Here is a 25,909-nt window from a genome sequence, read left to right as displayed (position 1 = left end):
ATTAAATCATGAAATCGATCTTTTTCCTTTTGCTGATCAACGTGTCGCTGCTCTTTTTGATGCTGAGTTGTGGCTCTACCACCGACTCTGAACCTGACAATAACGTTCAATTTGTTAAAGTTCGGGACGGTGATTTCATCCTGGCCGACAAACCCTTTCATTTCGCGGGAACGAACGCCTATTACCTTCCAAATTATCAAAAATTAGATACCGCTGCAGTTGAACGGGCTTTTGATGCTTTTGAGGCTGCAGGTATTCGGGTAGTTCGAATGTGGGGATTTTATGACGGATACGATTGTGGCTACAGTGCTCAGGACCCATCGGAAAACGTGATCCAAACCGCACCGGGCGAGTATAGTGAAGAAGCACTGCAAGATCTCGATCAAGTGATCGCCAAAGGCAAGGAACGAGGAATGATGTTCATCATGCCATTCATCAATTATTGGAATCAACTTGGCGGGCTTTGCCAATACAATACCTGGGCTGGGGTCCAAGATCCTTCCACAAACATGGAGGCCTTCCTGAACAGCGAAACCACTCAAAATTGGTATAAGAATTACATTTCTACCCTTTTGAACCGTGTTAATACTGTTACAGGGGTAGCCTATAAAAATGAACCGGCGATTTTTTCATGGCAGATCATCAACGAAGGACGAAATTCAGGCCGCGATCCGGAGATTTTAAGAGACTGGTACCAGGAAATTGCCCGATTCATAAAATCCATTGACAAGAATCATTTGGTTGGAACCGGAGAAGAAGGTTTTGACGAGCGTGTTCCTTCTGAATATTCTGAAAGTAATTACAGCAACACCTATGCACTTCGGGCTAATGAAGGCACCAGTTATATACTGAATACGGCCATCCCTGAAATTGATTATGGCAATGCCCATTGGTATGCGCCGGATTACGGCTTTGGGTCCAATGCCTCTCAAAATTTGTTGGATGCGCAAAAAGCATGGATCGAAGACCATCAGCAGATTGCGGAAGATCTGGGTAAGCCTTTTATCCTCGGAGAATATGGTTTTCCCGGCTGGGGTGATGAACGAACCCTTACCATCTATACCGAGCTCTGGAAGTTTGCGGAGGAAACGAAACTGGATGGCAGCCTGCTGTGGCAGCTCACGCCTGATTACGTTAAATGCTGGGAATTTGGAGGAAACATCTGCTGGCCCGCCGGCCGGGAGGATGAGGCTCTTTACAACAACTTTGCTCAACATATTGAGAGAATGAATTCAATTCGGTGATCTACTACGGTCGGTATCGGATCATCAAAAAAATCGGGTCAACAATTAATGAACGGAAGAAAAATGGAAAAAAATACAGCACTTGTTCTGGGACAACTAAGCCTGGTGCATAGTTTACAAGCCGCAAAAATCCCTATGATACTTGGTGTAGAGAAAACCAAAAACTGCACTTGCTACTCAAGATTCGTGAAAGACGTCGTTTGTTTTTCCTCATTTAAGAATGAAAAATTTATTGAAGAACTACGCGATTTCTCAAAGTCATTTGAAAACAAGCCTGTGATATTCAGCGATGACGATGATGCAATTCTTACGATATCTGAACATCGCGAAAGACTAGAGGATTATTTCTTGTTCTCTTTTCCCGAAAAGGAAACCGTATCTCACGTTTTAGATAAACAGAATTTTTCAATATTAGCCAAAAAGCATGAACTGCCTGCTCCTAAATCATTCAACATACATTCTGTGGATGATTTAAATGATGCCTTATCTGAATTTGAGTTTCCATGCATAGTCAAACCTGTTTTTCGCTCCGACTGGTATCACAAAGATTTTACAAGCACGGTGGGAAAATACACCAAAGCTTTTTTGCTTTATACCCCGGAAGAACTGTATCAATTATATGAGAAGATCTCCATCATAAATCCCAATATCGTACTTCAGGAATTTGTGGAAGGGGATGATAAATTCCATTTCAGTGTAAACATGTATGTAGATGAAAACTACGTTACAAGAGGAATATATATCGCCCAAAAATTCAGGGTTTATCCAATTCATGCCGGCATGGGCTCCTTCATAAAAACGGTAGAGGATGGTGAAATTGAAAAAATTTCCGATCAAATCGTAAAGAAATTGAAGCTTAAAGGACTGTTAAACCTTCAATTTAAACGCGATACAAGAAACAACAAACCGTACCTGATTGAGATGCATTTCCGAAATAGCGTCTGGGGAAATCTTGGTCCTGCAGCCGGTGTAAATCTCTATCATCAATATTACAAAGGGCTTGTTGGAGAAGAACTTCCGATTGCAGAACCCGCAAAAATCGGTGTTAAATACATTAACCTGGAAAGAGACGTACTTGGCTTTTTAGAATACCGGGCTGCAGGTGAACTCACCTTCCGGGAATGGATTAAATCTTATTCCGGCAACGTTACATACGGAGATTTTAAATTTTCTGACCCGATGCCTTTTATTGTACAATTCGGACGAAAATTTCTCTTTAAAAACAAATAAGTAAAGAGCTTATTTCGGATTACAAAGAAAGAGAGTCACTCTGTACTTTAAAGTGATGGTATCGTTATCCACACTTTTGGCCAGTGTTTCTAACCCCTCGCATAATTCACTCCACAATTCACCTTCGTGTTTTATAAAACTCTGGGATTTGGCATACCCGATTATATCACTCTTGGGTAAGTTTTGATCGTAAGAAAATCGCAGTTTTTCTACCGAGCTAAAATATGGGAGCCAACCTAATTTCCATAAAAGACGTATTCTCCACTTTTTTATATATCCTGAAGGAAATCCATCATAAGGAGTCACTTTTTCCTCAAATTTTGAAGAAGCCTTGTTGATCAGTGAATTGAACTTGCCCGTGAAGTCATCCGATTCATCCCAATAGCTCCAAACCAGTGCCAACTTCCCATCCGGTTTAAGCAACCGGTTGAATTCCTTTAAACTTTCATCAAAATGAAACCAATGAAAGGCCTGAAACGAGGTAACCAGATCGTAAGAATTGCTTTCCAGGCCTGTGCTTTCTGCGGGAGCAATTATGTACTCAACATTAGTATGCTCATCTGCTGCTTCGGCCATTGCTCTGTTAGGTTCTACAGCGGTAACTTTAACACCGGCATCTCCCAATAACCTGGATGAAATTCCTGTACCGGCTCCAATGTCTGCAGCGTTAATGGTGGACTGTGTTTTAAATGGTTCAACTATCCGGTCAATCATCTCAGCCGGATAACTTGACCTGTACTTGGCATAGGAATTTGATTTGTCGGTAAACAGTTCGGTATTCTCTTGATTTGCACCCATTTTTTCTCCTTTTAAATTATACTATAAAACTTCATAAACCCTTATTTATAATATAATCTATTATGAAATAATCTGTTCAATTTTTTGCACCCATCCATTAAAAAAATCATGTTTTTTTTGATACACCCTCTCTTCATAAATTCGCAAATATAAACAGGGTTTGAGCTACAAGGCACACCTAGCTCCTGCATAAAACCTCCACTTAAGCTCAACTTCTGTTTCAATCTCTTTAGGACTAATAATTGAACTTCAGATGGTTGAAAAATGAGAGATTCGAATAAAAAAAATAGAGGTGCATAAGAATCAAAAAGTTCCCTTTAAAACCCCAAAATTAGATTTCATTCTGCTCTTAATTAAAAAGAGAGAAAATGAAATTTTTTACAATTTCGTAAGCACTTGATCAACCTATAACTTGGCTTTAAAATTGCCATTAAGAGTGTGCTGTGCAGCATTTTTTTAGAAACAAATTCCGGTTTTAAGTCTCTAATAAGTAACTCAAGTTCGAAACCCGATTGGAGAAATTCATACGAACCAAAACGGTTACGTGCCTATCGAATTTCACAATCACTATCTCTTAAAACCAATGAATACTATCATAAAATACAGCCTAATAATATCCATGTTCGCCCTGTTGTTTTGGGGGTGTGAAAGCATCACCAACAACGATGAAGGTGACGATACAGACACCTTAACCCAACCCGAATTATTAACCCCTTTGAACGAAGCTACCGGCCAATCGGTAGATATCGATCTAAAGTGGCAAAAAATTCGTGGCGCAAAAGAATACAATATTCAAATTGCAACCATTGAAGATTTTTCAACGACGGTTATAGATACCCTGGTTGAAGGAACTTCTTATTCAGCAACAAACCTCGAATATGAAACCACCTATTTCTGGAAAGTTCTTCCACTCAAAAACCGAAACAGTGGTCCATGGTCTGAAGTTTGGTCATTCACTACCGGTTCTAATGATGCTGAAACAATTACAACTGAACTTCTCTCTCCTGCCGATGGAGAAGAAGTGGAACAATCAGATCTGCATTTTGAGTGGGAAGCAGTAGAAAATGCTGAGAATTACATCTACCAAATTGCGGCCGATACCTCTTTTGATGAGCCGGTTTATGATTCGGTACTTACCTCAACCTCAGTTAAGATCTCGGATCTGCGAAGTAATCGCGAGTATGCCTGGCGGGTATCACCGGTACTTGATTCCCAGAAGTCCGGGTGGTCGGAAGTTCGTACAGTAGTCATTGTTGAAGCAGAAACTCCTGCGGCACCCAAAGTAGTGCTCACTTCTCCTGAAGACAATGCAACTGATATCTCAACTGACCCCGTTTTTGAGTGGGAAGAAGCTACCGGTTATACGGACTACCAGATTCAGATCCATACTGCCTCAGATTTCTCAAACCCCGTAATAGATGAGACGGTAAGCAGCACCTCGTTTGAAGCAACCAATCTTGATTATCTTCAAACATACTATTGGAGAGTTCAGGTTGTAGATGAAAGCGAAGATGTCTGGTCAGATATACGTTCTTTCGAAACCAAAGCCGAACCTGTCACAACTCCTCCTCCATCCAAAGAAGGATTTGTACAAGTACAAAATGGCGACTTTATCCTGAATGGAGAAGTATTCCGTTTTGCCGGAACCAATGCATATTACCTCCCCAACTATGAGAAAATAAATTCCGGTGTTGTTGACCGTGCTCTCGACCTCTTCGAAGAAACGGGAGTGAATGTAGTACGAATGTGGGGATTCTATGATGGATACGATTGTGGATACAGTGCACAAGACCCCTCCGAAAACGTGATCCAGACTTCGCCGGGTGTTTACAGCGAAGAAGCCCTTCAAGACCTTGACCGTGTAATCGCAAAAGGCAAAGAAAAAGGTATTCGGTTTATCATGCCTTTCATAAACTATTGGGATCAGCTTGGCGGGCTTTGCCAATATAATACCTGGGCCGGAGCTTCCAATCCGTCAACCAATATGGAGTTTTTCATGAATAACGAACAAACTCAGAAGTGGTTTCGTGATTACATCAACATGTTGCTGAACCGCGTGAATACGGTAACAGGTGTAGCTTACAAAGACGAACCTGCTATTTTTGGATGGCAAATAATTAACGAAGGAAGAAACAGCGGTGCCGATCCACAGGTACTTAGAGACTGGTACCAGGAGATCGCTCAGTATATCAAGTCAATCGACTCAAACCACCTTCTTTCTACCGGAGAAGAAGGTTTTGATGAAGGAACACCGGATGAGTATTCGCAGCAAGAATACAGCAACACCTATGCATTGCGTGCCAATGAAGGAACCAGTTTTATTATGAACACTTCCATTCCGGAAATAGATTTTGGAAATGCTCACTGGTATCCATCTGATTATGGCTTCGGTTCAAGTACCGAAAATATGCTGCAAGCCCAAAAAGCATGGTTCAGTGATCACCAAGCCATCGCTGAAAGTTATGGCAAACCGTTCATAATAGGTGAATACGGTTACGCCGGATGGGGCAATGAAACCGTAGAACAGATCTACAATGAACTCTATGCCCACGCTGAAGCCACAGAGCTTGATGGAAATCTGCTCTGGCAACTGGTTGCTGATGGCACAAAATGCTGGGAATTCGGAGGGAATATTTGCTACCCTGACGGACGCGCAGATGCTGACCTCTATCAGCCATACAAAGAACACGTAGCTACCATGCGTGCCAGTAAATAAAGGTTTAATTCATCTATTTTCATGCATAAAAAGGGGCGTGTTTTCAACACGCCCCTTTTTTTTTCAGCGCACGGATTTGGAAAGCACATACTCAGTAAGTCACCGAGTTACAAGCATTTCTTTACCGTATTTATCTAATTTGTTATGTAAAGTCTTACGGGTGAAACCCAGTATTTTGGCTGCTTCAGTCTTGTTGTTATCAACCGAATTAAGTGTTTGATCAATGACTTTACGTTCTATTTCCTCGAGACTGGTTCCAATCGGAATGTGCAGGAACTTGGAATCGGCCACTACTCCACCGGCATTGTACGATTTTGCCTTTTTCTGGAACCAAGGGCTTACTGCTTCTGAACGGATCAGCCGGTCCTCAGAAAGCACAACAGATCGTTCTACCACATTTCGTAATTCACGCACATTTCCCGGCCAATCATGCTCCATGAACATATTCATGCAATCCTCGCCAAATTGAATGCCTTCCCTTGCATAAAGTTCAGAAAAGTAATTACTGTAAAAATTGACCAACAGAGGGATGTCCCCTTTTCGGTGACGCAGAGGCGGCACATATAGTTCGATCACATTAATTCTGTAGTATAGGTCTTCCCGAAAGGAACCTGATTTAACCTGATCCATCAGAATTTTATTGGTAGCAGAAATGAGGTTCACATCAACCTGAATTTCCTGTTTCCCGCCTACCCGGCGAAAGGTACCGGTTTCAACAGCACGCAGCAGCTTCACCTGCATGTTCAGAGGCATTTCACCGATCTCATCCAGAAAAAGGGTCCCTCCGTCAGCAAGTTCAAAACAGCCTTTCTTTTGTTCATAGGCTCCTGTAAATGCACCCTTTTCGTGCCCGAATAATTCACTCTCAACCAATTCATCCGGAATGGCTCCGCAATTCACTGCAACCATCGGTTTATCATTCCTTTTACTAAAGTAATGATACATCCGGGCTAAGACTTCTTTGCCGGTTCCATTTTCTCCGGTAAGTAATAATGTAGCCCCTACCCGCGCAACCTGTTTCACTTTTTCAAGCAGGTTTTTAACGATGTCATCTTGTGTAAGAAATATTGGTTTGCCTGTATAAATTTCGTGTTTCATGACTCTCCCTATTTGTAATACCCATTTTTAGCTATTCTTAAAACCTTGTATTTCAATATTTATAAGATCTGCTCATTATTTGAGCCGGTCATAGAATTTGTGATTTAAAAGTATTCCTGTGTCTTGTTTGTTGTTTCAAGTGTATGAAAAGCAATGAACTTTTCCTGTAATGTGAACTTCCCCAGCCTTGTAATGAAACCCTTACACGGTATTTCAAAGAATACTGACATTATAAATATCAACCGGATCATGATCTCTCCCTCAGTTGTACGCCGTTTCAACATTTAGCCTTAGCAGGTTCTCCCATTCATGCAAAGGCATATTTAAGTTGTGCATTCTGCTTTTGAGTCCCGTAAGTGCATATTGATCTATAGGATGAACACTGATCGGAACGATCTTCACAAAACGACTTCGCCGTTCTACCTCTTCTGCAAAATCCACCCCACTCCGCCAGGTCAACCCCACATCTACAATGGCTATATCGGGATGGGTATGCTCCAGCAATTTTAAAAACATTTCTATGGATGTAGCCTCTCCAACGATCTTAAAGTCAGAATTTCTCTCTTTCAAAATCGATTTTATACCGGACAGAATAATTGGATTGTAAGCGGCTATAACTACACGATTGATCATCATACACCTTATTCTTTTAATGTTATATTGGAATATTTAAGTATAATATACCGGCAGCTTTTCAGGGCCTGACCGGTATGTTTTGGGGTTATAATATCTTTGATACCATTCAACAAATTTTTCGATGCCCGTTTGTATCGGGGTACTCGGCTCAAAACCAATGGTATGATATAGGTTACTGCAGTCGGCCCAGGTTCTGTATACATCGCCCTGTTGCATAGGTTTAAAATTTTTCTTTGCCTCTTTACCCAAAGCCCGTTCCAGGGTTCGGATAAATTCCATCAGGTTTACCGGTCTGTTATTGCCAATGTTGTACAGTCTGTAAGGGGCAATTGTATAATCCGGTCCCATCAGATCTTTTTCCGACTTATGGTGTGGTTTGGGAACAACATCCTTAAGCCGGTATAATGCCTCCACAATGTCATCTACATAGGTAAAATCCCGATACATGTCTCCTCCATTGTACACGTCGATCACCTCTCCTTTCATGATCTTTTCGGTGAACTTGTAGTAAGCCATATCGGGCCGGCCCCAAGGCCCGTATACCGTAAAGAATCGCAATCCCGTAGTCGGAATTTCGTACAAGTGAGCATATGAATACGCCAATACTTCGTTCGCTTTCTTGGTAGCTGCGTACAATGAAACGGGATGATCGGTTTGATCCGAAACGAGGTATGGGATCTTGGCATTATCCCCATAAACCGAAGAGGATGAGGCAAAAATGAGGTGCTTCACTCCATGATTTCTGCTTGCTTCCAGAATATTGTAAAACCCGACCAGGTTGCTTTGGATATAAACGTCAGGCCGCTCGATGGAAAAGCGGACTCCGGCTTGTGCCGCTAATTGATAGATAACATCTATGGAATGGGCATGGAAAACAGCATCCACATGATTTTTATCTGAAATATCCAGTTCATAAAATGTAAATGAGCCTCGCTTTTTCTGCAGCTGTTTAACCCGGTCTTTTTTAAGTTGAACCGAGTAATACCCGTTCATATTATCCACCCCAATTACTTCGATGTTTTCATCAATCAGACGACTGGCTAAATGATATCCGATAAACCCTGCAACTCCTGTTACTAATACTGACATACGTTCTCTTTTTTTTGAATTAGTATTTATTACTTCACAGAAGGGTCTGGAACCAGTTTCAAGTACCTCATTAATCCCATTACCCACTATCTTTAGCATCTGCCTGCTTTTGTATGCATTTAAAAGCAATCCGGCAAATAATTATACCTCTAAATGATTTTCTGTGAATAATCTATTTTTCTTCGAGACATTTTGGAGTAGAACTTCCCGCCATTCTGTTGTAGTACTTCCTGCAAGGCTATGTAATGATTTTCTGTACGTACTTGTAATGATTTCCATTTCTTTATTTCGAAAAATGGCCAAATCCTCAAAATCCTGTTATTTCTACTATTAGAAGCTTTTAATTTTTTGAAAAAGCACAGAATTCAGGAATACTGACTCATTTATGAATCCCGTTCGACTCAAAGACTTTTTGAGGTGAAACTACCGAACCTTTTACGCGACAGGAATTCACTTGAACCCATTTGTCAGCACTGGCAATGAGTACCTCTCCCTTTTTATTAACCCGTACTTTTCCCGGGTCCTTGTCACAGGAACAATTTGTTACCCCAACCGATAATATTTCGATTTCCATCCCATTGAACCTAACCGTTGGATGTCCCCATGGCGAATTGAAAGGGCCGTAGTTGCATGCCCGCACAAACCGGTCAATCTCTTCTGCAGTTCTATCCCATTTCAAAAGGCCATTTTGAGGTACCTCAAACTTCCCAAAATAACGACGACGTGAAAGATCCTGACTTACTTTTGGTATCGACTCTGGATCTGTACTGAGTTCATCCAGGAATTCAGTGATAAGGTCCATACCCTCCATGGTACACCTGTTGGCTAAAGTCAATCCTGTATCATTTGGAGTGATCCGGACTACGGATTTATAGGCGATCGGTCCTGTGTCTATCCTTCCGGTGATCCAATGAAGGGTAACTGCATGAGTATTCTCCCCATTGTAGATCGCCCAGCTTGGCACATTCAGACCGGCATATTCCGGTAAAGGTCCGGGGTGCAAATTAAAAGCTCCAAAATTCACAGCTTCTATAATTTCAGGATGTATAAGCTCGGACAGGTGGACATTCAAAAGCACATCTACCTTGTTCCTTCTCATCCAAAAAGTAAAACCCGGGTCTTGCAATACATCGGGCTGGAACATTGCGAAGCTATCATCTTTAGCCAGACGATACATGGCAACGTTTGACTTAGGAGTGACAATCCCCGAAATGTTATGTTCGCTGCTCTTTAGGATTCTAAGTGCGTATAAACCGGCAGCCTCGTTTGCAGTCAGTAAAATATTCATCGTCCCGAATTTAGCAGTAACCCTCCGGCTACGTGTTGGCTTCTATGATAAGTTAGTTTATCAAAATTTAAGCCAAACTATCTAAGCTCTATAAATATCAGAATGTTATACAAAATAACCAGACGCTAAGTTATTGGTAGGTAGAAAGGTTTTGCATAATTCTTGCCCATGCTGTGTGTAATAAAGTTACACCTTTTACCAGTTTCAGCATTCTGCTTTTGGAGGATTATCCCCATTCGGATACTGAATAGCTGTTTTTAAATAAAGGCTTCTCTTTTGGCATCACAATTGCAATTTGATTTCAGTCAGAGGTTAAAGCATTTATGTGATCTATAACGAGCTAACTAAGAAGAGGTAGTTAGAAACATGCCGAATACGGATCTTTTCACAACCATCCCGCAATCCATAAAACATCACAGAGAAACCTTTGCACAAAACATTCGAAATATCGCCCGCCTAAGTGAAGATCATGGCTATAAAGGCATTTTTATTTTTAGTGATAACCGGCTGGCTGATCCCTGGACCATTGCTGGATTTGTTTTAGCAGAAACGAAAGTCCTGCTTCCTATCATTTCCCTGCAGCCCGCCTATATGCATCCTTATATGGCAGCAAAAAAAATTTCGAGCCTCGCTCTTTTGTATAAACGGAAGGTTGCTTTACACCTGGTAGCCGGAGGGTTCAGTAACGACCTTATTGCTTTGAATGAGCATACGGAGCACGACCGACGCTTTGACCGACTGGCAGAATACACCTTGATCACGCAAGAATTACTGCGTTCGGATGAACCGGTTAGTTTTAAGGGTGATTTCTACAAGATCAAGAATCTGAGACTAAGGCCATCTATCCCTGATGCTCTCCAACCCCAATATTTTTTATCAGGCTCGTCCAATGCTGCCAGGAAAGCTGCGGAGAGTCTTCACGCAAAATTGATTGAAAACCCCGAACCCTATCATACCTGGAAAACACGGCATAACGATAGCACGCCATCGGTGGCAATACGCATTGGTATAATTGCGAGAAATAACCATGACGATGCCTTGAAAGAAGCGCGGAGCCGTTTTCCTGTTACCCCTGATGGAACCATGATGCATCACCTGGATGTGAAATTCTCCGGGTTTTACACTAATAAAAGTTATTCAGGAAAAAGCGAACAGAACGAGAGAAAAGAGTCGGTGTACTGGCTGGAACCTTTTGAACATAATCATACGCTCTGTCCTTATTTGGTTGGGAATTACGAAGAAGTAAGCGTGGAACTTAGCCGATACCTCAGCTCAGGCTGCGATACCTGCATCCTCGATATTCCTGTTACAAACCAGGAATTAATTCACACCCTGCAAACTTTTGAAATCGCCGAAAAACTGATATTGCCATGAAAATGATCTATGACTATGCCCGACACCGAGCCGGTATCTACCCGGACAAAGTTGCTGTTTCACTGCAAAATGAGCATCTCACCTATTGGAAACTGGAAACACAAAGCAATCAGCTTGCTGAATTACTGCTTCAAAATGGCCTTAAACCCGGTGATCGTGTGGCATTGTTGCTTGGTAAAGCACCGCGCACCATCATTGCGATGCATGGTATAAGCAAAGCAGGTGGTGTCTATGTGCCGCTTGATATCCAGAATCCGGCGGAGCGATTGGATAAGATGGTAAGAAAAGCCGACCCCCGGTTTCTTTTTGTTGATGCTGCTTCCGAAAGGCTTTTATATGCTTTGAAAAGACCAGCTCAACAGACAAACATCCCATTTATTTGGTGGGATATTGATCATCCTGAAGAATATGTGCAGGATCCGGTTTTCCGGTTTGATGATATTCATAATGAGCCTGATTTCCCTCATGCTGTTGTTAGGGATCCGAATTCCCCGGCTTACATCCTCTTCACTTCCGGGTCTGCGGGGAAACCAAAAGGTGTTGTAACCACGCATCAAAATGTTACCTCGTTTATTGATTGGGCGAAACATTACTTTGAAATGAATGAAGATGACCGCGTTTCATGTCACTCACCACTTCATTTTGATCTTTCCACTTTCGATATCTACGGTGCGTTTTCTGTAGGAGCCCGTGTATTCCCGGTTCCCCCCGAAATGTCTGCTCAACCCATGGAGCTGGTTCATTTTATTCACGAAAACAGGCTTACTCAATGGTGCTCCATTCCTTCTGTTTTAAGTTATCTGGCTCATTTCGATGCCGTACCTGACCGGGGCTTCCCATTTCTTAAACGGATTCTTTGCAGCGGAGAGGTGTTCCCGGTTCAGTCTTTGCGATACTGGATGAAGAAAATTACCAATGCTCAATTTACCAACTTGTATGGTCCAACGGAGGCTACCATAGCAAGCAGTTATCATACGGTATTTCAAGTTCCCGCAGCAGATGATGATGTACCCATTGGCAGGGCCTGTTCAGGAGAAAAGTTGTGGGTACTCAATGATCGTATGGAACAAGTGCCCATAGGGGAAATTGGCGACTTATATATTTCCGGCTTGGGACTCAGTCCCGGTTATTGGCAGGATGAAGGCAATACTAAACAAGCTTTTATCATGTGGGACAGTGGCGAGGGTTCGAGGATCCGCCTGTATAAAACCGGAGACCGGGCTGTACTGGGTAAAGACTTGAATTTTTATTTCCATGGCCGGGCTGATCATCAGATCAAGAGCAGAGGTTATAGAATTGAACTTGGAGAGATCGAGCAAGCCTTGAAAGAGCTTCACTTACTCGCCGATTGGGCGGTAGTTCCGGTTCAAAAAGATCAATTTGAAGGGGTACTTATAGGATGTGCTTACGTTCCGGGAAAAACGAACATCTCCCCTGCTTCATTGAAATCAAGGTTGGAAGCAAAAATACCTGCATACATGATTCCTCAATTCTGGCAAACGTATGCCATACTGCCCCGAAACAGTAATGGAAAAATAGATCGAAAATTCATATCAGATCAATTTTCAGAAAAGAATATGTCCCTGAAGATAAATCATCCCGATCCGGTTTCACATTAACATCACATCACAACTGATCTACCTTATGACCTTAATCATCATTGAACTAATTAAAAACACCCTGCTAATTGAAGACATACGCCCGGATGATGATCTTATTGAAGCCGGTTACCTCGATTCATTATCCATTATACATTTAATAGTAAACCTGGAACAGACTTTTGGGATTACTTTGGCCCCGGAAACTTTAGATCTTGATGAATTTCGCACTCCAAAAAACATTCAAAAGCTGGTAGAATCACATATTCAAAATACGGAATAGGTGATTTCAAGAATATCAACCAAAAATAGAACAGCCCTAAGCTGTATTTGATATAAAGAGCTATTAGAATCAAATGGCTTGCTTAGTAAGTATCAATCAGAATTCACATCTTTGATTCAATAATTTTTTTATTGCATTTTGATCTATTACTATTATATTAGTACTAACTAATTCAGATACTGCTATGCGAAAATCACTGACACCCCTTGGAGAATCGGAAATGGAAATCCTGCACCATGTGTGGGAATTGGGCGAAGCAACGGTAGCTCAGGTTAAAGAGCGCATTTTGAAGGAGCGTAAAGTGGCTTACACCACGGTTATGACCATCATGAAGAATTTAAATGACAAAGGATATTTGAAGTATCGTAAAGACGGAAACACGTATGTGTACAGTGCCCGCAAAGATCCTCAAGAAGTACAATCGAGCCTGGTTTCAGGTATGATAGATAAAGTTTTCAAAGGATCGACCTCGGCATTGGTACAAACGCTGGTCAAGGGAGAGAATATCAGCGAGAAGGAGCTCAAAGAACTCAAGGACATGATCGATGACATGGAGGAGAAGTGATGATAGAGCTCATTTACTACCTTAAAGAAATTGGGAGTTTCAGTCTGGATGCCCTGTGGTTTCCGCTTGGTATCTGGACGATCTGCTGTGGACTTGCTTTCCTTTTTTTACGGACGCAGGAAAAGTTAAACCCACTCTTTCATTATCATTTACGCACTGCAGCTTTGCTTTCACTTCCTTTTGGCATTGGTGTAGCGTCATTGATGAACCGCATTCCCGCCTGGTTTGCAGAGTCTAACATTGAAACTGCTTTTATTGTGGTTCAAAATCCTATTGAGTTAGTACCATCAGCCGGCAATTCTTCGGCTGAGGTCTCCATCAACTGGCTTGAACCCTCTTTATTAATTGGTGCAGGAACCATACTAATTGCCTTGATTTCGCTGTTAATGCTGGCTCGGCTTATCAGCAGTTACCTTGCGTTGAAATCATTGTATAAGAATTTGAATATTACTACACTTCAGGATGTAATTTCGAGTGACCTTAACAAAGTTAGAAAAGTAAAGCTGGCCTTTCACGATCATCCGCTGGTTCCATTTACATTTGGATGGAAACAGCCGGTGATTGTCCTTCCTAAAATACTACAGCATGAACCGGAAAAAATGGAGATGGCCTTGCAGCACGAACTCACCCATATCAAAAGGGGGGATTACCTGCTGCAACTGGCCTTGTCCATGATCGAATCGCTCTTTTGGTTTCATCCACTTATATGGTATGGAAACCAGGAGATCGACACCTATCGGGAAATTTCCTGTGACCAGGAAGTGCTATCCAGATCCGATTTCTCCATAAAATCCTACGCTAATCTATTGTATGAATTAGTTCCATTACAAAGTGGTGCGGGACGGTTGTCAGTAAGCATGGCAGTGAAGACGTCAACCTTAAAGAAACGGATCAAAACCATGAAATATCACAAATTACACAAAGCATCCTTCCGTCAAAGCATCGCCTTTTTGATGCTAATGATAGTAGGAATTACACTACCTATTGCCTGCTCAGATTTGAGAGGGCCAGAAATGATTTCATATGAGGAGCTGGAAAGTTCAGAAATAAGTCTTGAAGATCCATCCCTAAATATTAATGGTATAGAACTTGACCTCAAAGATGTAGGACAAATAAAAGTAAATGGGTTAGGTGCTTTAAATATAATAGCAGGTAGATACGGGATGTTTAAAGTTGCACCTCGAAAATTTGAAGGAGGGATTAAAGCAGGAAAAATTGATGGAAATAAAATTACATTTAAAATTAAAGAGTTAGATATAGAGCTAACGGCCAATAATGAGATTATTTCAGGTACCAACAAAGCGCCTGTTTGGGTGAGTCATATAAACACTACCGGCGATGAATCATCTTTTATTCTCACACATCCAGATGCTACTGCATCTTTAGCACCACCTCCTCCGTCCCCACCTAAGAAAGACTCTGGTGAAGATCTGGGAGATTATTTTGTAGTCGTGGAAGAAATGCCTCAACTAATCGGTGGTATGGCAGCCCTTCAAAGCAAAGTAGAATATCCGGAAATGGCTCGACGTGCGGGTATTGAAGGCCGAGTTACAGTTCAGTTCATTGTGAACGAAAACGGGGATGTAGAAAATGCTAAAGTCGTTCGAGGTATTGGTGGTGGTGCAGATGAAGAAGCCCTGAGAGTTGTAAGAGAAGCGAAATTTAAACCCGGAATGCAGCGCGGAAAAGCTGTAAGAGTACGATATGCATTGAGCATAAATTTCAGACTCGAAGACTCGGATTTTTCCAGTTCACAACCATATGGTCCGGTTCCTCAGTCGATCTTAGTTAACCTGACCAAAGCAGAGGATGGAGAAATAGTCGGCATTGTTACAAATGAAGATGGAGAACCACTTTCCGGTGCTAATGTAGTCATTACCGGTTCAAATCGTGGAGCTGTAACCGATGCTAACGGCAAGTTTACTATTAGGAATTTGGATAGTAAATCTCATGATGTAGAAGTTAGCTACGTGGGATATGAACCCGAAAAACTGAAGGTGGGTTTATAAAAAGTACTTTTTGATAGTATTTTCAAGCGGAGCTAACTACTCCGCTTTTTTTATTTGAACTTTTTTGCAACTTCTTTTTTTAACTGGCGTAATCAGAGGTTAGATTATAATCTAAAAAGTCTATCATCATGCCAGCTAAACTCAGAAAATCTCGCACCGACAAAATGCTTGCAGGCGTTTGTGGCGGCTTTGCAGAATACCTTGGATGGGACGCTACCATCGTTCGAATTATTTTTGCCGTACTTTTGGTCTCCAGTTTTGGAACCGCAGTTTTGGCCTATTTCATTCTTGCTATCGTCATGCCGGATTAAGCCCTCCCTTGTAAAAGTCCTGCCGGCTTAGCATCTTGAGCGCCAACGAATCATGGATAGCTTATGAAAGTTGGTATTATTGGAGATGCAAAACGCGGTGTTGCCTGGGAACGGCATTTACGTCCTCATCATATTGTAAAAGAGGTCGAACTGAGTGCCAATATTCAGGACCTCAAAGACCTGGATGCATGCTTCGTGGTAGATGAATCACAACAAAACTTGGATATTCTTTTAGAAGGCATCCGACAGGGACTCAATTGTTTTTTGATTGCCCGACAGCCTACAGACTCTGAAAAGCTGGAGAAAATTTATCAAGCTACCCGGGAAGCAGGCGTGCATGTTCAATTCTCACATTGGCCAACCTTAGCTCCGGCTACACAATGGATGATGGATCGCATGCACCGGCCTGCTTACCTAAGCATTTCAAGAGAAATTCAGTACACTCATTTTTTAAATTCACCCAATGAGTTCCGGCATTTTTGGATCGATGAGCTTGGGCTGTGTATGAAGTGGATGAGCAGTGGCATTCATCATATTGAAGCTAAGCAAGTGATCCTGGAAGACACCCACCCTACAGCCGTTCATATCTTCCTCCGTTTCGATAATGGCTCCACTGCCGATATTAACATATACACAGGCGCTTCTGAGAATCGACACAAGCGGATATCTTCCAATAAACAAGAAGTCTTCGATTGTAATGTTCCGGATCAGCGTATCCGGATTGGGCGTTTAAATTCCGGCAATCACCTCTTTTTTGAAAAACAACAGTTTGATCCAGCTAAATCGGCCGAGAAATCTGCATTACTTTTTTTAAAGGCGATACAAATGAATAAGGAAACTCCATATACAGCCTACGATGCTTATCAACTTTCATTGCAGGTCAAAGCACTGGAAAAACGCCTCTCACAGTTCTCCTGAGCCCTATGTTAACTTAATGTTAACTTTTCGTTAACAAACCATTTACATTGAGTTAACAATTCCTTAACATTGGAGTAGTCCAAATGTGGAGGAATATTATGAAGTCTTTTATCTCAACAATTTTATTTGCACTGGTTTTAACGACCGGACTTTTTGCACAGCAAACCATCAAAAATGAAAAACATGAGCGCCTTTTAACGCATGTTGAAGGCAACGTCTTTGACGTACAGTTTTTAGATCACGATGGAAATGTAGTGCAAGAAGGTCAATATTGGAAAGAAGGAGACTCATTCAAGCCACATGGAACCTGGTTATTGTTTGCTCAAAACGAAGACAAAGTAGTTACTAAAGCTACTTATGAGAAAGGCAGACAGTTAACCGTTGAAACCATTATAGATGGAAAAGTGATAAAAGCTGATAAACAGCAATTAGTTGCAAAAAATAAGTAGCGGCTCTTTTCCAAATTAACAGTCAAAAAAGCACCAAAATTAAGAGGAGGTGCCACTATGAGAGCTAAATTATATGAGAAATATTACAAATTAGGATTCGACCATTATATTTTTAAAAATATCTTGGGTTTGCACAAGCCGGATAAACATGTGAAGCGTTTCTATTACGCGATCATTGCTACGGCTTTGATGATCGGATTCATTATATCTTAATGAAGCAGATCATCATTTTTTAGGCTTCATGGCTTTAAATATTTTCTTCAGTTTTTTTCTGGACATTAATCCATCAATAAAATTAAACTGACCTGCCTGAAGCCGTTCCCCTCCGTCAATGACCACGCACTCCCCGGTCATATAGGATGAGAGGTCAGACATTAAGAAAACAGCAAGATTGGCGAGCTCTTCGTGCTCGCCAACTCTTTTTAGGGGAATCTTTTCTATAAATTTCTTTTCCATCACTTTCTGAGGAACTAATCTCGACCAGGCCCCTTCTGTTGGAAATGGCCCCGGGGCAATTGCATTCAGCCGAATTCCATATTCAGCCCATTCGAAAGCTAGAGAGCGGGTCATTGCCAAAACCCCTGCTTTCCCGCACGCGGATGGAAGTACAAATGCACAACCGGTTCCTTCAGCATAAGTAGTTACCATATTCAAGATGGTACCTTCTTTTTTGTTATCGATCAGGTAATTCCCAAACACGTGTGTACAATTAAAGCTTCCGTGTAGCACAATATCCACGATCGCTTTAAAACCACCGGGAGTAAGATCTTCGGATGCAGAAAGGAAGTTTCCGGCCGCGTTATTCACTAAACCTTCCAAACTGCCAAAATCATCTATAATGTGTTCAAACATTGATGTTACACCGTCATAATCACGAACATCACACTGATAGTACTTGACAACTGCTCCATCTCTTTGTTCTTCGATCTCTTTGACCGCTTTTTGGAGCTTCTCTACGGTTCTTCCACAGACGGCCACATCTGCTCCGGATTTAGCAAAAGCTTTCGCCATCGCCAAACCAAGACCGCTTCCTCCACCTGTAATTAATATCGTTCTATCGGAAAGCGTATCTGCTGTATACATATGATCCTTGTTTTTTCTTTTTTATAAAACCGTAAGGGTAATTCATGAATTACCCTTACGGTTTTATAATTCTATTCAGGGATATTATTTCTCAATTTGATCAGCTCAAATTCTCAAAAATTCCTGCTGCACCCATTCCACCACCTATGCACATCGTTACTAAACCATATTTGGATTTGCGTGCTTTCATTTCATACAAGATTTGGGTGGTCAGTTTTGCGCCGGTGCAGCCAAGTGGATGCCCCATCGCAATAGCTCCTCCATTTACATTTGTGATATCCTCATTCAGACCTAATTCTCTGATCACGGCCAAAGATTGTGATGCAAAAGCTTCATTTAATTCGATCAAATCAATATCAGTAAGCTTCAATCCGGTTTTTTTGAACACTTTTGGAACAGCCTCTACCGGGCCAATTCCCATAATTTCCGGAGCTACCCCGGCAGCCTGAAATCCAACATATCGTGCCATCGGTTCAAGTCCCAGCTTTTTCACCATTTCTCCACTCATTACCACTACTCCGGAAGCGGCATCATTCATTTGGGATGAATTTCCTGCCGTTACACTTCCGCCATTTTTAAAAACCGGCCGCAACCCGGACAAAGCCTCAACCGATGTATCTTTGCGTGGACCTTCATCCTGCTTGAACGTAAAAGACTCTTCCACAACTTCTCCATCCGCAGTGACCTTCTTTTCCTGAACCTCAATTGGGGTGATCTGAGATTCAAACTTTCCATCTTCCCAAGCATTTATCGCTCGCTGGTGACTTCGATAGGCAAATTCATCCTGGTCTTGGCGGCTCACCTTATACTTTTCTGCAACATTCTCTGCAGTGATTCCCATGCTTACGTACACACCCGGCTTTTCATCCATCAACTGAGGATTGGGCTGAACTGACATTCCGCCCATGGGCACCAAACTCATGGATTCCACTCCGCCGGCAATAATCACATCTGCTCCACCGGACATGATCCGCTCGGCCGCCATCGAAATGGTTTGCAATCCTGAAGAGCAAAACCGGTTGACGGTCACACCGGGCACTGAATCAGGCAATCCTCCCAAAATGGCTATTTGCCGGGCTACATTGAGTCCCTGAGATGCTTCCGGAAAGGCACAGCCCATAATTACATCTTCTACCTGCATGGGCTCCAATCCTTTGGTCCGATTCAGCAGATCTTTGACAACGGCTCCACCCATAGAATCAGGGCGGGTAAACCGTAGCGATCCTTTGTTCGCTTTTCCACAAGGCGTTCGGGCTGCTGCTACGATGTATGCTTCTCGATCTTTCATAATCTATAATCCTCAATCTTGAATTTTGAATCTTTAATTCCTAAGCGGCTTTCCCTTTTTCAACATATGCTCCATTCTGGCCAGCGTTCGGTCATCCTGCAAACACTCTAAAATGGCATCCCTTTCTAATTTCAGTACATACGATTCCGGCACATCCTGAGCTTCACTCAGATCTCCACCTGCTAAAACATACGCCACACGTTCTGCTACCACCTGATCGTAATCGGTGATGAATTTTCCTTCATGCATCACGTGCAGCATCAATTTCATGGCTGCAAAAGCTGTTTTCCCGAGCACTTTAATGGGTGTTTCTGCGGGAGACTGATACCCGGATTGCACCAAATTCAACGCTTCTTCCTTAGCTGTTTTGATGAGCAGATCCCGATTCATGACAATGGTATCAGAAGGGCGCAAATAGCCAAGTTCTTTAGCCAAATGCGCACTTTCCGATACTTTTGCCATCCCAATAGTCTTGAAAACTTCACGGATATACGGCAATGGGTCTGCCTCTCCTTCCAACTTTTCCATGGCTCTACGAAGCAGCTCAGTGGTTCCTCCTCCTGCAGGAATAAGTCCAACCCCCACTTCTACCAGTCCCATATATAATTCGTGATGAGCAACCACTTTATCCGAATACAAACAAAATTCCACACCGCCGCCCAAGGTTTTCCCGAAAGGAGCTGATACCACCGGAAAGGGTGCATATCGCAAAGCCACGGCTGTTTTCTGGAAATTATTGACTGCTTCAACCACGCTGTTCCAGTCATTATTTTTTTTGGCGACCAATGCTTCTTTCAAATTCGCACCGAAAGCAAAATTATCGCCATCGTGACTAATGACCAATGCCTCAAAATCCTGTTTTACCAAATTCAGGGATTTGTGTAGCGACTGAACCAGCTCGGCTCCCAGCGTAGCATTTTTTGTTTTGAATTCAAACAAGGCTACCCCATCTCCCATATCGTGAAGAGCAGCACTGTCATTTTCCATGACCGGAGTTCGTGCTTTTCTGAGATGAGAAACATTAACCTCTCCTTTGGCTTCCGGTGGGATATCTATCATGGAGCCTGAAGTAGGATCATAGACTTTGTCCTCCTTATAGAAATGATCAAAGCCATTTTCCAGCATCTCTGTTATCAACTTTGGAATCTTCTTACCTTCCTTCTTAATACGTTCAGCTGTTTCTTCCAATCCCAAAGCATCCCAGCGCTGAAAAGGTCCCATCTCCCAGTTAAAGCCCCACTGCATAGCCCGATCAATAGATAATGGGGAATCGGTGATCTCAGGAATTCGATTTGCCGCATATATCAACAAGTCACGATTCACGTTCCATAAAAAGTCACTGATCTTGCCATCAGAGTGTACCAAGTATCGTAATCGTTCGGCAGCATCCTTGATCTGATTTACTTCTTCAAGAACAGGATCTTCCAAAGTTTGTTGAGACTCATACTCAAAAGTATCCGGGTTAAGCACCAAGTACGCGCCATCCCTTTTGGTATAAAATCCTTTACCGGCTTTATTTCCGATCAATCCTTCATCCACCATTTTTTGAAATTCATCCGGTAAGTTGAAGGTTTCCCGCATTTCGTCATCGGGAATAGATGGATAAAGATTCTTGGCAACGTGATTGGTAACATCAAGGCCGGCCATATCTGCAGTTCTGAATGTCGCGGCCTTCGAATAACCGGTAAGCGTTCCGGTGAGCAAGTCAATTTCTTCTGCTCTGAAATCACCATTAAAAAAGTACGGCATGATGTTGGCAATGGAAAAGATCCCCACGCGGTTTGCAATGAAATTTGGTGTGTCTTTGCAAATTACTACCCCTTTTCCAAGTGTTTTCTCGCAAAACCGATGCATGAATTCGGTTACTTTCTTTGAAGTAGAATCTGTCGGAATCACTTCCAACAATTTCATATATCGGGGGGGATTGAAGAAATGCGTTCCCAGAAAATGAGCTTTGAAATCATCACCGCAATCTTCCGAAATTTCTCCGATTGGCAAGCCTGAAGTGTTAGAACTTACTATAGTTTGCGGCTTTCGGACCTTTTCAATGCGGGACATCATTTCTTTTTTGATGTCCATTTTTTCGATGATCACCTCACAGATCCAATCGGCCTCTTTCAGTTTATCAAAATCATCTTTGAAATTACCGACTTCCACACGCTTCGCAAATTCGGGTTTACCGAAAGGCGCCGGTTTCATTTTGGATGCTTTTTGCAAACTTTCTTCTACCGTTTTGTTGGGTCGCTTTGGGTCATCACTTTTCAGATCCAGCAATACCACATCCAGTCCGGCATTTACACAATGGGCTGCAATTTGACTTCCCATAACGCCCGACCCCAAAACCGCTACTTTCTTGATCGAATATTTATTTGTACTCATTGCTCATCCTTATTTCTCTTTCAGGTTTCAACCGTGAAGTTGATTCTGATTATTCACCTTAATTATGTCAGTATATCATTCCGATTCTATATCTGCGTAAATAGAATCGATCTCTTCTTTGTATTTTTCGTTGATCACATTTCTCTTCACTTTCAGAGTAGGAGTGATCTCTCCGGCTTCAATAGTAAACTGATCTTTCAACAGTTTAAATCGTTTTACTTTTTCCCATTTCGAAAGCTTTTCATTCACTTTGTCCACTTCTTTCTGAATACGCTTGATCACAAACTCATTCTCCGTTGGGTTTTCTTCAGGAAAGGTATGTCCTTTGGTTTCGAACCTTTTTTTCATGTTACCCCAATTTGGGACGATCAAAGCCGCACAAAATTTATGCTCATTTCCAACCACAACAGCCTGCTCAATAAATCCACTGTTCACCAAAGCATTCTCGATGGGCTGAGGAGCTACATATTTTCCTGTAGAAAGCTTAAAGAGTGATTTTTTTCGATCTGTCACAAAAAGCCAGCCGTCTTCATCAAGATGGCCAATATCTCCGGTGTGGAACCAGCCATCTTCATCAATAGCTTCATCTGTTTTTTCCGGCATTTTATAGTAGCCTTTCATGATGCCCGGCCCTTTTGCAAGAATCTCGCCATCTTCAGCAATTCGGATCTCCACATCCGCAATGGGTTTGCCCGAGGAACCAACTCTTAATTCTCCTTTAGGCGGTCCTGTGAGTACCGGCGAAGTCTCCGTCAGGCCATATCCCAAACCACAATAAATTCCGATCCCATTTATAAACCGGGCGATATTTGGTGATAACGCGGCTCCCCCTACATTAAAACCGATCATCCTTCCACCAAACAACTGTCGTATCTTGGAATAGACCAGTTTATCTGCAATTTTCCACTTCCATTTAGCAGGCGGATTTTCAGGATCATAATTCTCAGCCAGGTTTACTGCCCAGTAGTAAAGCTGTTTCTTCAAGCCACTCATTTCCTGCCCTTTAACCTTGATCCCTGTTACAATTTTCTCAAGTAAGCGAGGGACCGTAACAAGGTAAATTGGTTTAACAGTAGCAAAATCATCCCTGATCTCCTCCACATCTTCAATATAATAAGGGGGAATGCCGCAATTCAGATAAATGTACGATGCAGTACGTTCAAACATGTGGGCCAGCGGGAGATAAGAAATCACCTTTGGCTCTTTATATTCTTCCGGTTCAAAAGGAAACAATTCATAAGCACGCAGGGCATTTCCGGCGATATTATCGTGTGTAAGCATCACGCCTTTTGGAACTCCTGTGGTACCGGATGTGTAGATCAGAGTTGCAAGATCATCAGGATGAACCTCACTTTTGAGCTTTTCAAACAAAGTAGGATCTTCCTCCCCTTTCTTATGCCCCATTTCCAGGATCTCATCCAACGTTCGCAGCTTCTTGTGATTTGATCCCAAAATTGAGATCACAGCCTTCACATTCTTTACCTCTTTAATAAGTGGCTTTGTCTCAGAAAAAACCTCATCGTTCGAAACAAAATGTACTTTGGCCTCAGAATTTTCGAGAATATATTTAATCTGTTCACCAGGCTGGGTAGTATAGATAGGCACAACTGCCGCACCAAGGGAAAGCACAGCCTGATCAATAACCAACCATTCTGTTGAGTTTTCGGCATGAAGAGAAACCTTATCTCCTTTTCTTACACCAAGCTCATACAAACCGAGGGCGAGGTCTCTAACCATCTGCTGAAAGTCATCGATGGAAGTTTCATGCCATTCTCCATTTCTTTTAACGGCAGAAATGATTCCGGCTTTGTTCTGCTCAAAGCCCTGCTCAACAATCGAGAGTATGGTAGTAGGCTCGTATTTCATATTATTTCCCTATCATCTGCTTGGTTGTTCTTGAATGAATGAATTAGTTACCGGGATTACCTTTATTCTATGTTTTTCATAACCATTACCACTAACTAATAACAAATTCGCCGTTCATTTGAAAGCGATTCCATCATTTTATTTTAATAACTTAACACCGTTAATCAAATTCAAGTTTTATGTTCATTGAAGACGAGCTTAAAGAAAAAGCGGATACATATTTTAATTTTAAACACAAACACATGGGGCATGCCCTGGGCATCGAATTTCAGCATGTAGCGCGAAATAAAGTAATTGCTTCTATGCCGGTGAATGAGAATTCGGTTCAGCCCTTTGGAGTATTACACGGTGGTGCTTCTGTGGCTTTAGCTGAAACATTGTGTTCTGTAGGAGGATGGTTTCTGCTTGATGATATGGAACAGACCGTGGTGGGGGTAGAAATTAATGCCAACCATATACGCTCCGTTAAATTGGGTGGCAAAGTAACCGGAACGGCCAAACCCATACATACCGGAAGGAAGATCCAGGTTTGGGAATGTGAGATCAAAAATGAAAAAGAGAAATTGGTCTGTTCATCAAGGTGTACACTTGCGGTGATCCGTCGATAAGTATTGTGCTTTTACGAATCAGACAATAGATCGTCTAATACAGCTTCAATGGCTTTTCTCTGTGATGCTTTAAACCGTTCCATAGCCTGAAGACAAGTAAACATAACCCGGCCATCCTTTATCTTCTTCAGCTTTTGATTTAATAATACCGGAACATCTACTTCTCCGTGAACCATCAGGTAATGGTCGGTATTCATTAATTCAGCCTTATCATATTTTATGTCGAGATGACTGGCTAAAAAGATGGCAGAAAATTGGTCAGTACTTCTGAATTGATATTGAATATTTTGGTCAAACTGATCCGGATGATCCTTAAAAAAAGTCTGCAGCGTGTTCGTTTGGATTGGATGTGGTACATGGGGAATATGAAAATAACGCTTCTTGAAACCTGCCAGTTGAGCTGATCTAATCTGAAGCAGCGTGTGCATGGATCTGGTGATACCAAACAGCTTCTTGGTTAGCAAACTGAAGAAGTCATTGATCTTCATACGAAATGGGCTGTACTCCGTAATAGAGTGCCATGAACCCCGAAGTTTAGATTTATTATTTTCAAAGAAATCTTCCGGAGATACTTTTCGCGTGATCACAAAATCATCATTGAAGTAAATGAAGCGCGATGCTAAATCCGGAATTCTCCAAAGTGCCGTTTCAATAGTACGGGTGTTAAAGGTTGGAAGGGCCCATTCATAGGATTTAAAGATCTCTGTATGATCTATAATAAAAATGTTGTGCTTTTTCTTGAGATCCGGTGTCAGAAAAGCCGGCTCTTGGTTATCCGTTACAATGTAGATATTTCGGATCCAGGGAGCGAATTTCAGGATCGACATTACACAATACCGGATCTCATTATTGTCAGAGAAACGGGTGGCATCGAAACCACTGGGCAAGGTGTGATTTTCCTCTAATTTGGTTTTTTTAAGTGCTTCCTGCCTTCTCTGTTTATGCTCAGGATCGTCCCCGTCTACCCAACTTATGACCGCGTCTATATTTTCATTTTTAAAAGACATAAAACCAAGACAACTCCCTTGCCTTTCACTAAATGCACATTAATCTGCTCAAAGATAGCCTTAATTGCAATT

The 25,909-nt window shown here is 42.0% G+C and carries 22 protein-coding genes; 12 read left to right on the top strand and 10 right to left on the bottom strand.

Going from position 1 to position 25,909, the window contains the following annotated elements:
* The first annotated feature begins 8 nt into the window (after positions 1-8).
* Both B151_RS0113345 and B151_RS0113340 read left to right on the top strand, forming a co-directional pair.
* The gene (locus B151_RS0113345) at positions 9-1,244 is read left to right on the top strand and encodes a glycoside hydrolase 5 family protein (RefSeq protein WP_020404150.1); all 1,236 of its coding nucleotides are present in this window, start codon (positions 9-11) and stop codon (positions 1,242-1,244) included.
* Positions 1,245-1,307: 63 nt separating this feature from the next.
* Positions 1,308-2,474, top strand: coding sequence for a carboxylate--amine ligase (locus B151_RS0113340; protein WP_157471011.1), 1,167 nt, complete (start codon positions 1,308-1,310; stop codon positions 2,472-2,474).
* A 9-nt stretch (positions 2,475-2,483) separates the two neighbouring features.
* On the opposite strand, the gene B151_RS0113335 is transcribed toward B151_RS0113340, so the two are convergent.
* The gene (locus B151_RS0113335) at positions 2,484-3,272 is read right to left on the bottom strand and encodes a class I SAM-dependent methyltransferase (RefSeq protein WP_020404148.1); all 789 of its coding nucleotides are present in this window, start codon (positions 3,270-3,272) and stop codon (positions 2,484-2,486) included.
* Positions 3,273-3,855: 583 nt separating this feature from the next.
* On the opposite strand from B151_RS0113335, the gene B151_RS19670 reads away from it, so the two are divergent.
* Positions 3,856-5,988 (top strand): cellulase family glycosylhydrolase, encoded by a 2,133-nt coding sequence (locus B151_RS19670; protein ID WP_157471009.1) that lies wholly within the window; start codon positions 3,856-3,858, stop codon positions 5,986-5,988.
* A gap of 99 nt (positions 5,989-6,087) precedes the next feature.
* Here B151_RS19670 and B151_RS18810 read toward each other — a convergent pair whose 3' ends face one another.
* From B151_RS18810 to B151_RS0113310, 4 genes are all read right to left on the bottom strand, one after another.
* The gene (locus B151_RS18810; protein ID WP_020404146.1) at positions 6,088-7,086 is read right to left on the bottom strand and encodes a sigma-54 interaction domain-containing protein; all 999 of its coding nucleotides are present in this window, start codon (positions 7,084-7,086) and stop codon (positions 6,088-6,090) included.
* 261 nt (positions 7,087-7,347) lie between these two features.
* Positions 7,348-7,722 carry a response regulator gene (locus B151_RS0113320; RefSeq protein WP_020404145.1) on the bottom strand — a complete coding sequence of 125 codons (375 nt, stop codon included), beginning with the start codon at positions 7,720-7,722 and terminating at the stop codon, positions 7,348-7,350.
* Between the two features lie 33 nt (positions 7,723-7,755).
* Positions 7,756-8,811, bottom strand: a complete 1,056-nt coding sequence (locus tag B151_RS0113315) for an SDR family NAD(P)-dependent oxidoreductase (protein WP_020404144.1) — start codon at positions 8,809-8,811, stop codon at positions 7,756-7,758.
* A 379-nt stretch (positions 8,812-9,190) separates the two neighbouring features.
* Entirely contained in the window at positions 9,191-10,099 is a 909-nt protein-coding gene (locus B151_RS0113310) for a methionyl-tRNA formyltransferase (RefSeq protein ID WP_020404143.1), read from the bottom strand.
* Between the two features lie 366 nt (positions 10,100-10,465).
* Between B151_RS0113310 and B151_RS0113305 the strand changes: the two genes are divergently transcribed.
* The 8 genes from B151_RS0113305 to B151_RS0113270 all read left to right on the top strand — a co-directional run bounded on the left by B151_RS0113305 (position 10,466) and on the right by B151_RS0113270 (position 17,606).
* A complete protein-coding gene (locus B151_RS0113305) occupies positions 10,466-11,473 on the top strand; it encodes an LLM class flavin-dependent oxidoreductase (protein WP_020404142.1) in 1,008 nt (335 codons plus the stop codon).
* Positions 11,470-13,092, top strand: a complete 1,623-nt coding sequence (locus B151_RS0113300; protein WP_020404141.1) for an amino acid adenylation domain-containing protein — start codon at positions 11,470-11,472, stop codon at positions 13,090-13,092. Before B151_RS0113305 ends, B151_RS0113300 begins: the two co-directional genes overlap by 4 nt.
* Positions 13,093-13,117: 25 nt before the next feature.
* The gene (locus B151_RS18805; RefSeq protein ID WP_020404140.1) at positions 13,118-13,354 is read left to right on the top strand and encodes an acyl carrier protein; all 237 of its coding nucleotides are present in this window, start codon (positions 13,118-13,120) and stop codon (positions 13,352-13,354) included.
* Positions 13,355-13,538: 184 nt separating this feature from the next.
* Positions 13,539-13,919, top strand: a complete 381-nt coding sequence (locus B151_RS0113290) for a BlaI/MecI/CopY family transcriptional regulator (RefSeq protein WP_020404139.1) — start codon at positions 13,539-13,541, stop codon at positions 13,917-13,919.
* The gene (locus B151_RS19665) at positions 13,919-15,928 is read left to right on the top strand and encodes a TonB family protein (RefSeq protein ID WP_020404138.1); all 2,010 of its coding nucleotides are present in this window, start codon (positions 13,919-13,921) and stop codon (positions 15,926-15,928) included. Before B151_RS0113290 ends, B151_RS19665 begins: the two co-directional genes overlap by 1 nt.
* A gap of 128 nt (positions 15,929-16,056) precedes the next feature.
* A complete protein-coding gene (locus B151_RS0113280; RefSeq protein WP_020404137.1) occupies positions 16,057-16,239 on the top strand; it encodes a PspC domain-containing protein in 183 nt (60 codons plus the stop codon).
* A gap of 63 nt (positions 16,240-16,302) precedes the next feature.
* Positions 16,303-17,157 (top strand): Gfo/Idh/MocA family oxidoreductase, encoded by an 855-nt coding sequence (locus tag B151_RS0113275; protein ID WP_020404136.1) that lies wholly within the window; start codon positions 16,303-16,305, stop codon positions 17,155-17,157.
* Positions 17,158-17,255: 98 nt separating this feature from the next.
* Positions 17,256-17,606, top strand: coding sequence for a hypothetical protein (locus B151_RS0113270; protein WP_020404135.1), 351 nt, complete (start codon positions 17,256-17,258; stop codon positions 17,604-17,606).
* Between the two features lie 225 nt (positions 17,607-17,831).
* Here the strand turns inward: B151_RS0113270 and B151_RS0113260 are convergent, their stop codons facing one another.
* From B151_RS0113260 to B151_RS0113245, 4 genes are all read right to left on the bottom strand, one after another.
* A complete protein-coding gene (locus tag B151_RS0113260; RefSeq protein WP_020404133.1) occupies positions 17,832-18,689 on the bottom strand; it encodes an SDR family oxidoreductase in 858 nt (285 codons plus the stop codon).
* A 100-nt stretch (positions 18,690-18,789) separates the two neighbouring features.
* The gene (locus B151_RS0113255; protein ID WP_020404132.1) at positions 18,790-19,977 is read right to left on the bottom strand and encodes a thiolase family protein; all 1,188 of its coding nucleotides are present in this window, start codon (positions 19,975-19,977) and stop codon (positions 18,790-18,792) included.
* A gap of 33 nt (positions 19,978-20,010) precedes the next feature.
* The gene (locus B151_RS0113250) at positions 20,011-22,356 is read right to left on the bottom strand and encodes a 3-hydroxyacyl-CoA dehydrogenase/enoyl-CoA hydratase family protein (RefSeq protein WP_020404131.1); all 2,346 of its coding nucleotides are present in this window, start codon (positions 22,354-22,356) and stop codon (positions 20,011-20,013) included.
* 75 nt (positions 22,357-22,431) lie between these two features.
* Positions 22,432-24,222, bottom strand: a complete 1,791-nt coding sequence (locus B151_RS0113245; protein ID WP_020404130.1) for an AMP-dependent synthetase/ligase — start codon at positions 24,220-24,222, stop codon at positions 22,432-22,434.
* A gap of 179 nt (positions 24,223-24,401) precedes the next feature.
* Between B151_RS0113245 and B151_RS0113240 the strand changes: the two genes are divergently transcribed.
* On the top strand, positions 24,402-24,830 hold the full coding sequence (locus B151_RS0113240; RefSeq protein ID WP_020404129.1) for a PaaI family thioesterase: 429 nt from the start codon (positions 24,402-24,404) through the stop codon (positions 24,828-24,830).
* A gap of 11 nt (positions 24,831-24,841) precedes the next feature.
* Here B151_RS0113240 and B151_RS18795 read toward each other — a convergent pair whose 3' ends face one another.
* Complete coding sequence (locus B151_RS18795) at positions 24,842-25,837, bottom strand: stealth family protein (RefSeq protein WP_020404128.1); 996 nt, start codon at positions 25,835-25,837, stop codon at positions 24,842-24,844.
* Positions 25,838-25,909: the final 72 nt, after the last annotated feature.

This window comes from Gracilimonas tropica DSM 19535 (assembly GCF_000375425.1).
Lineage (GTDB): Bacteria > Bacteroidota > Rhodothermia > Balneolales > Balneolaceae > Gracilimonas > Gracilimonas tropica.
The sequence above is the reverse complement of the archived record's forward strand: the minus strand, read 5'-3'. Positions and strand labels throughout refer to the sequence as shown.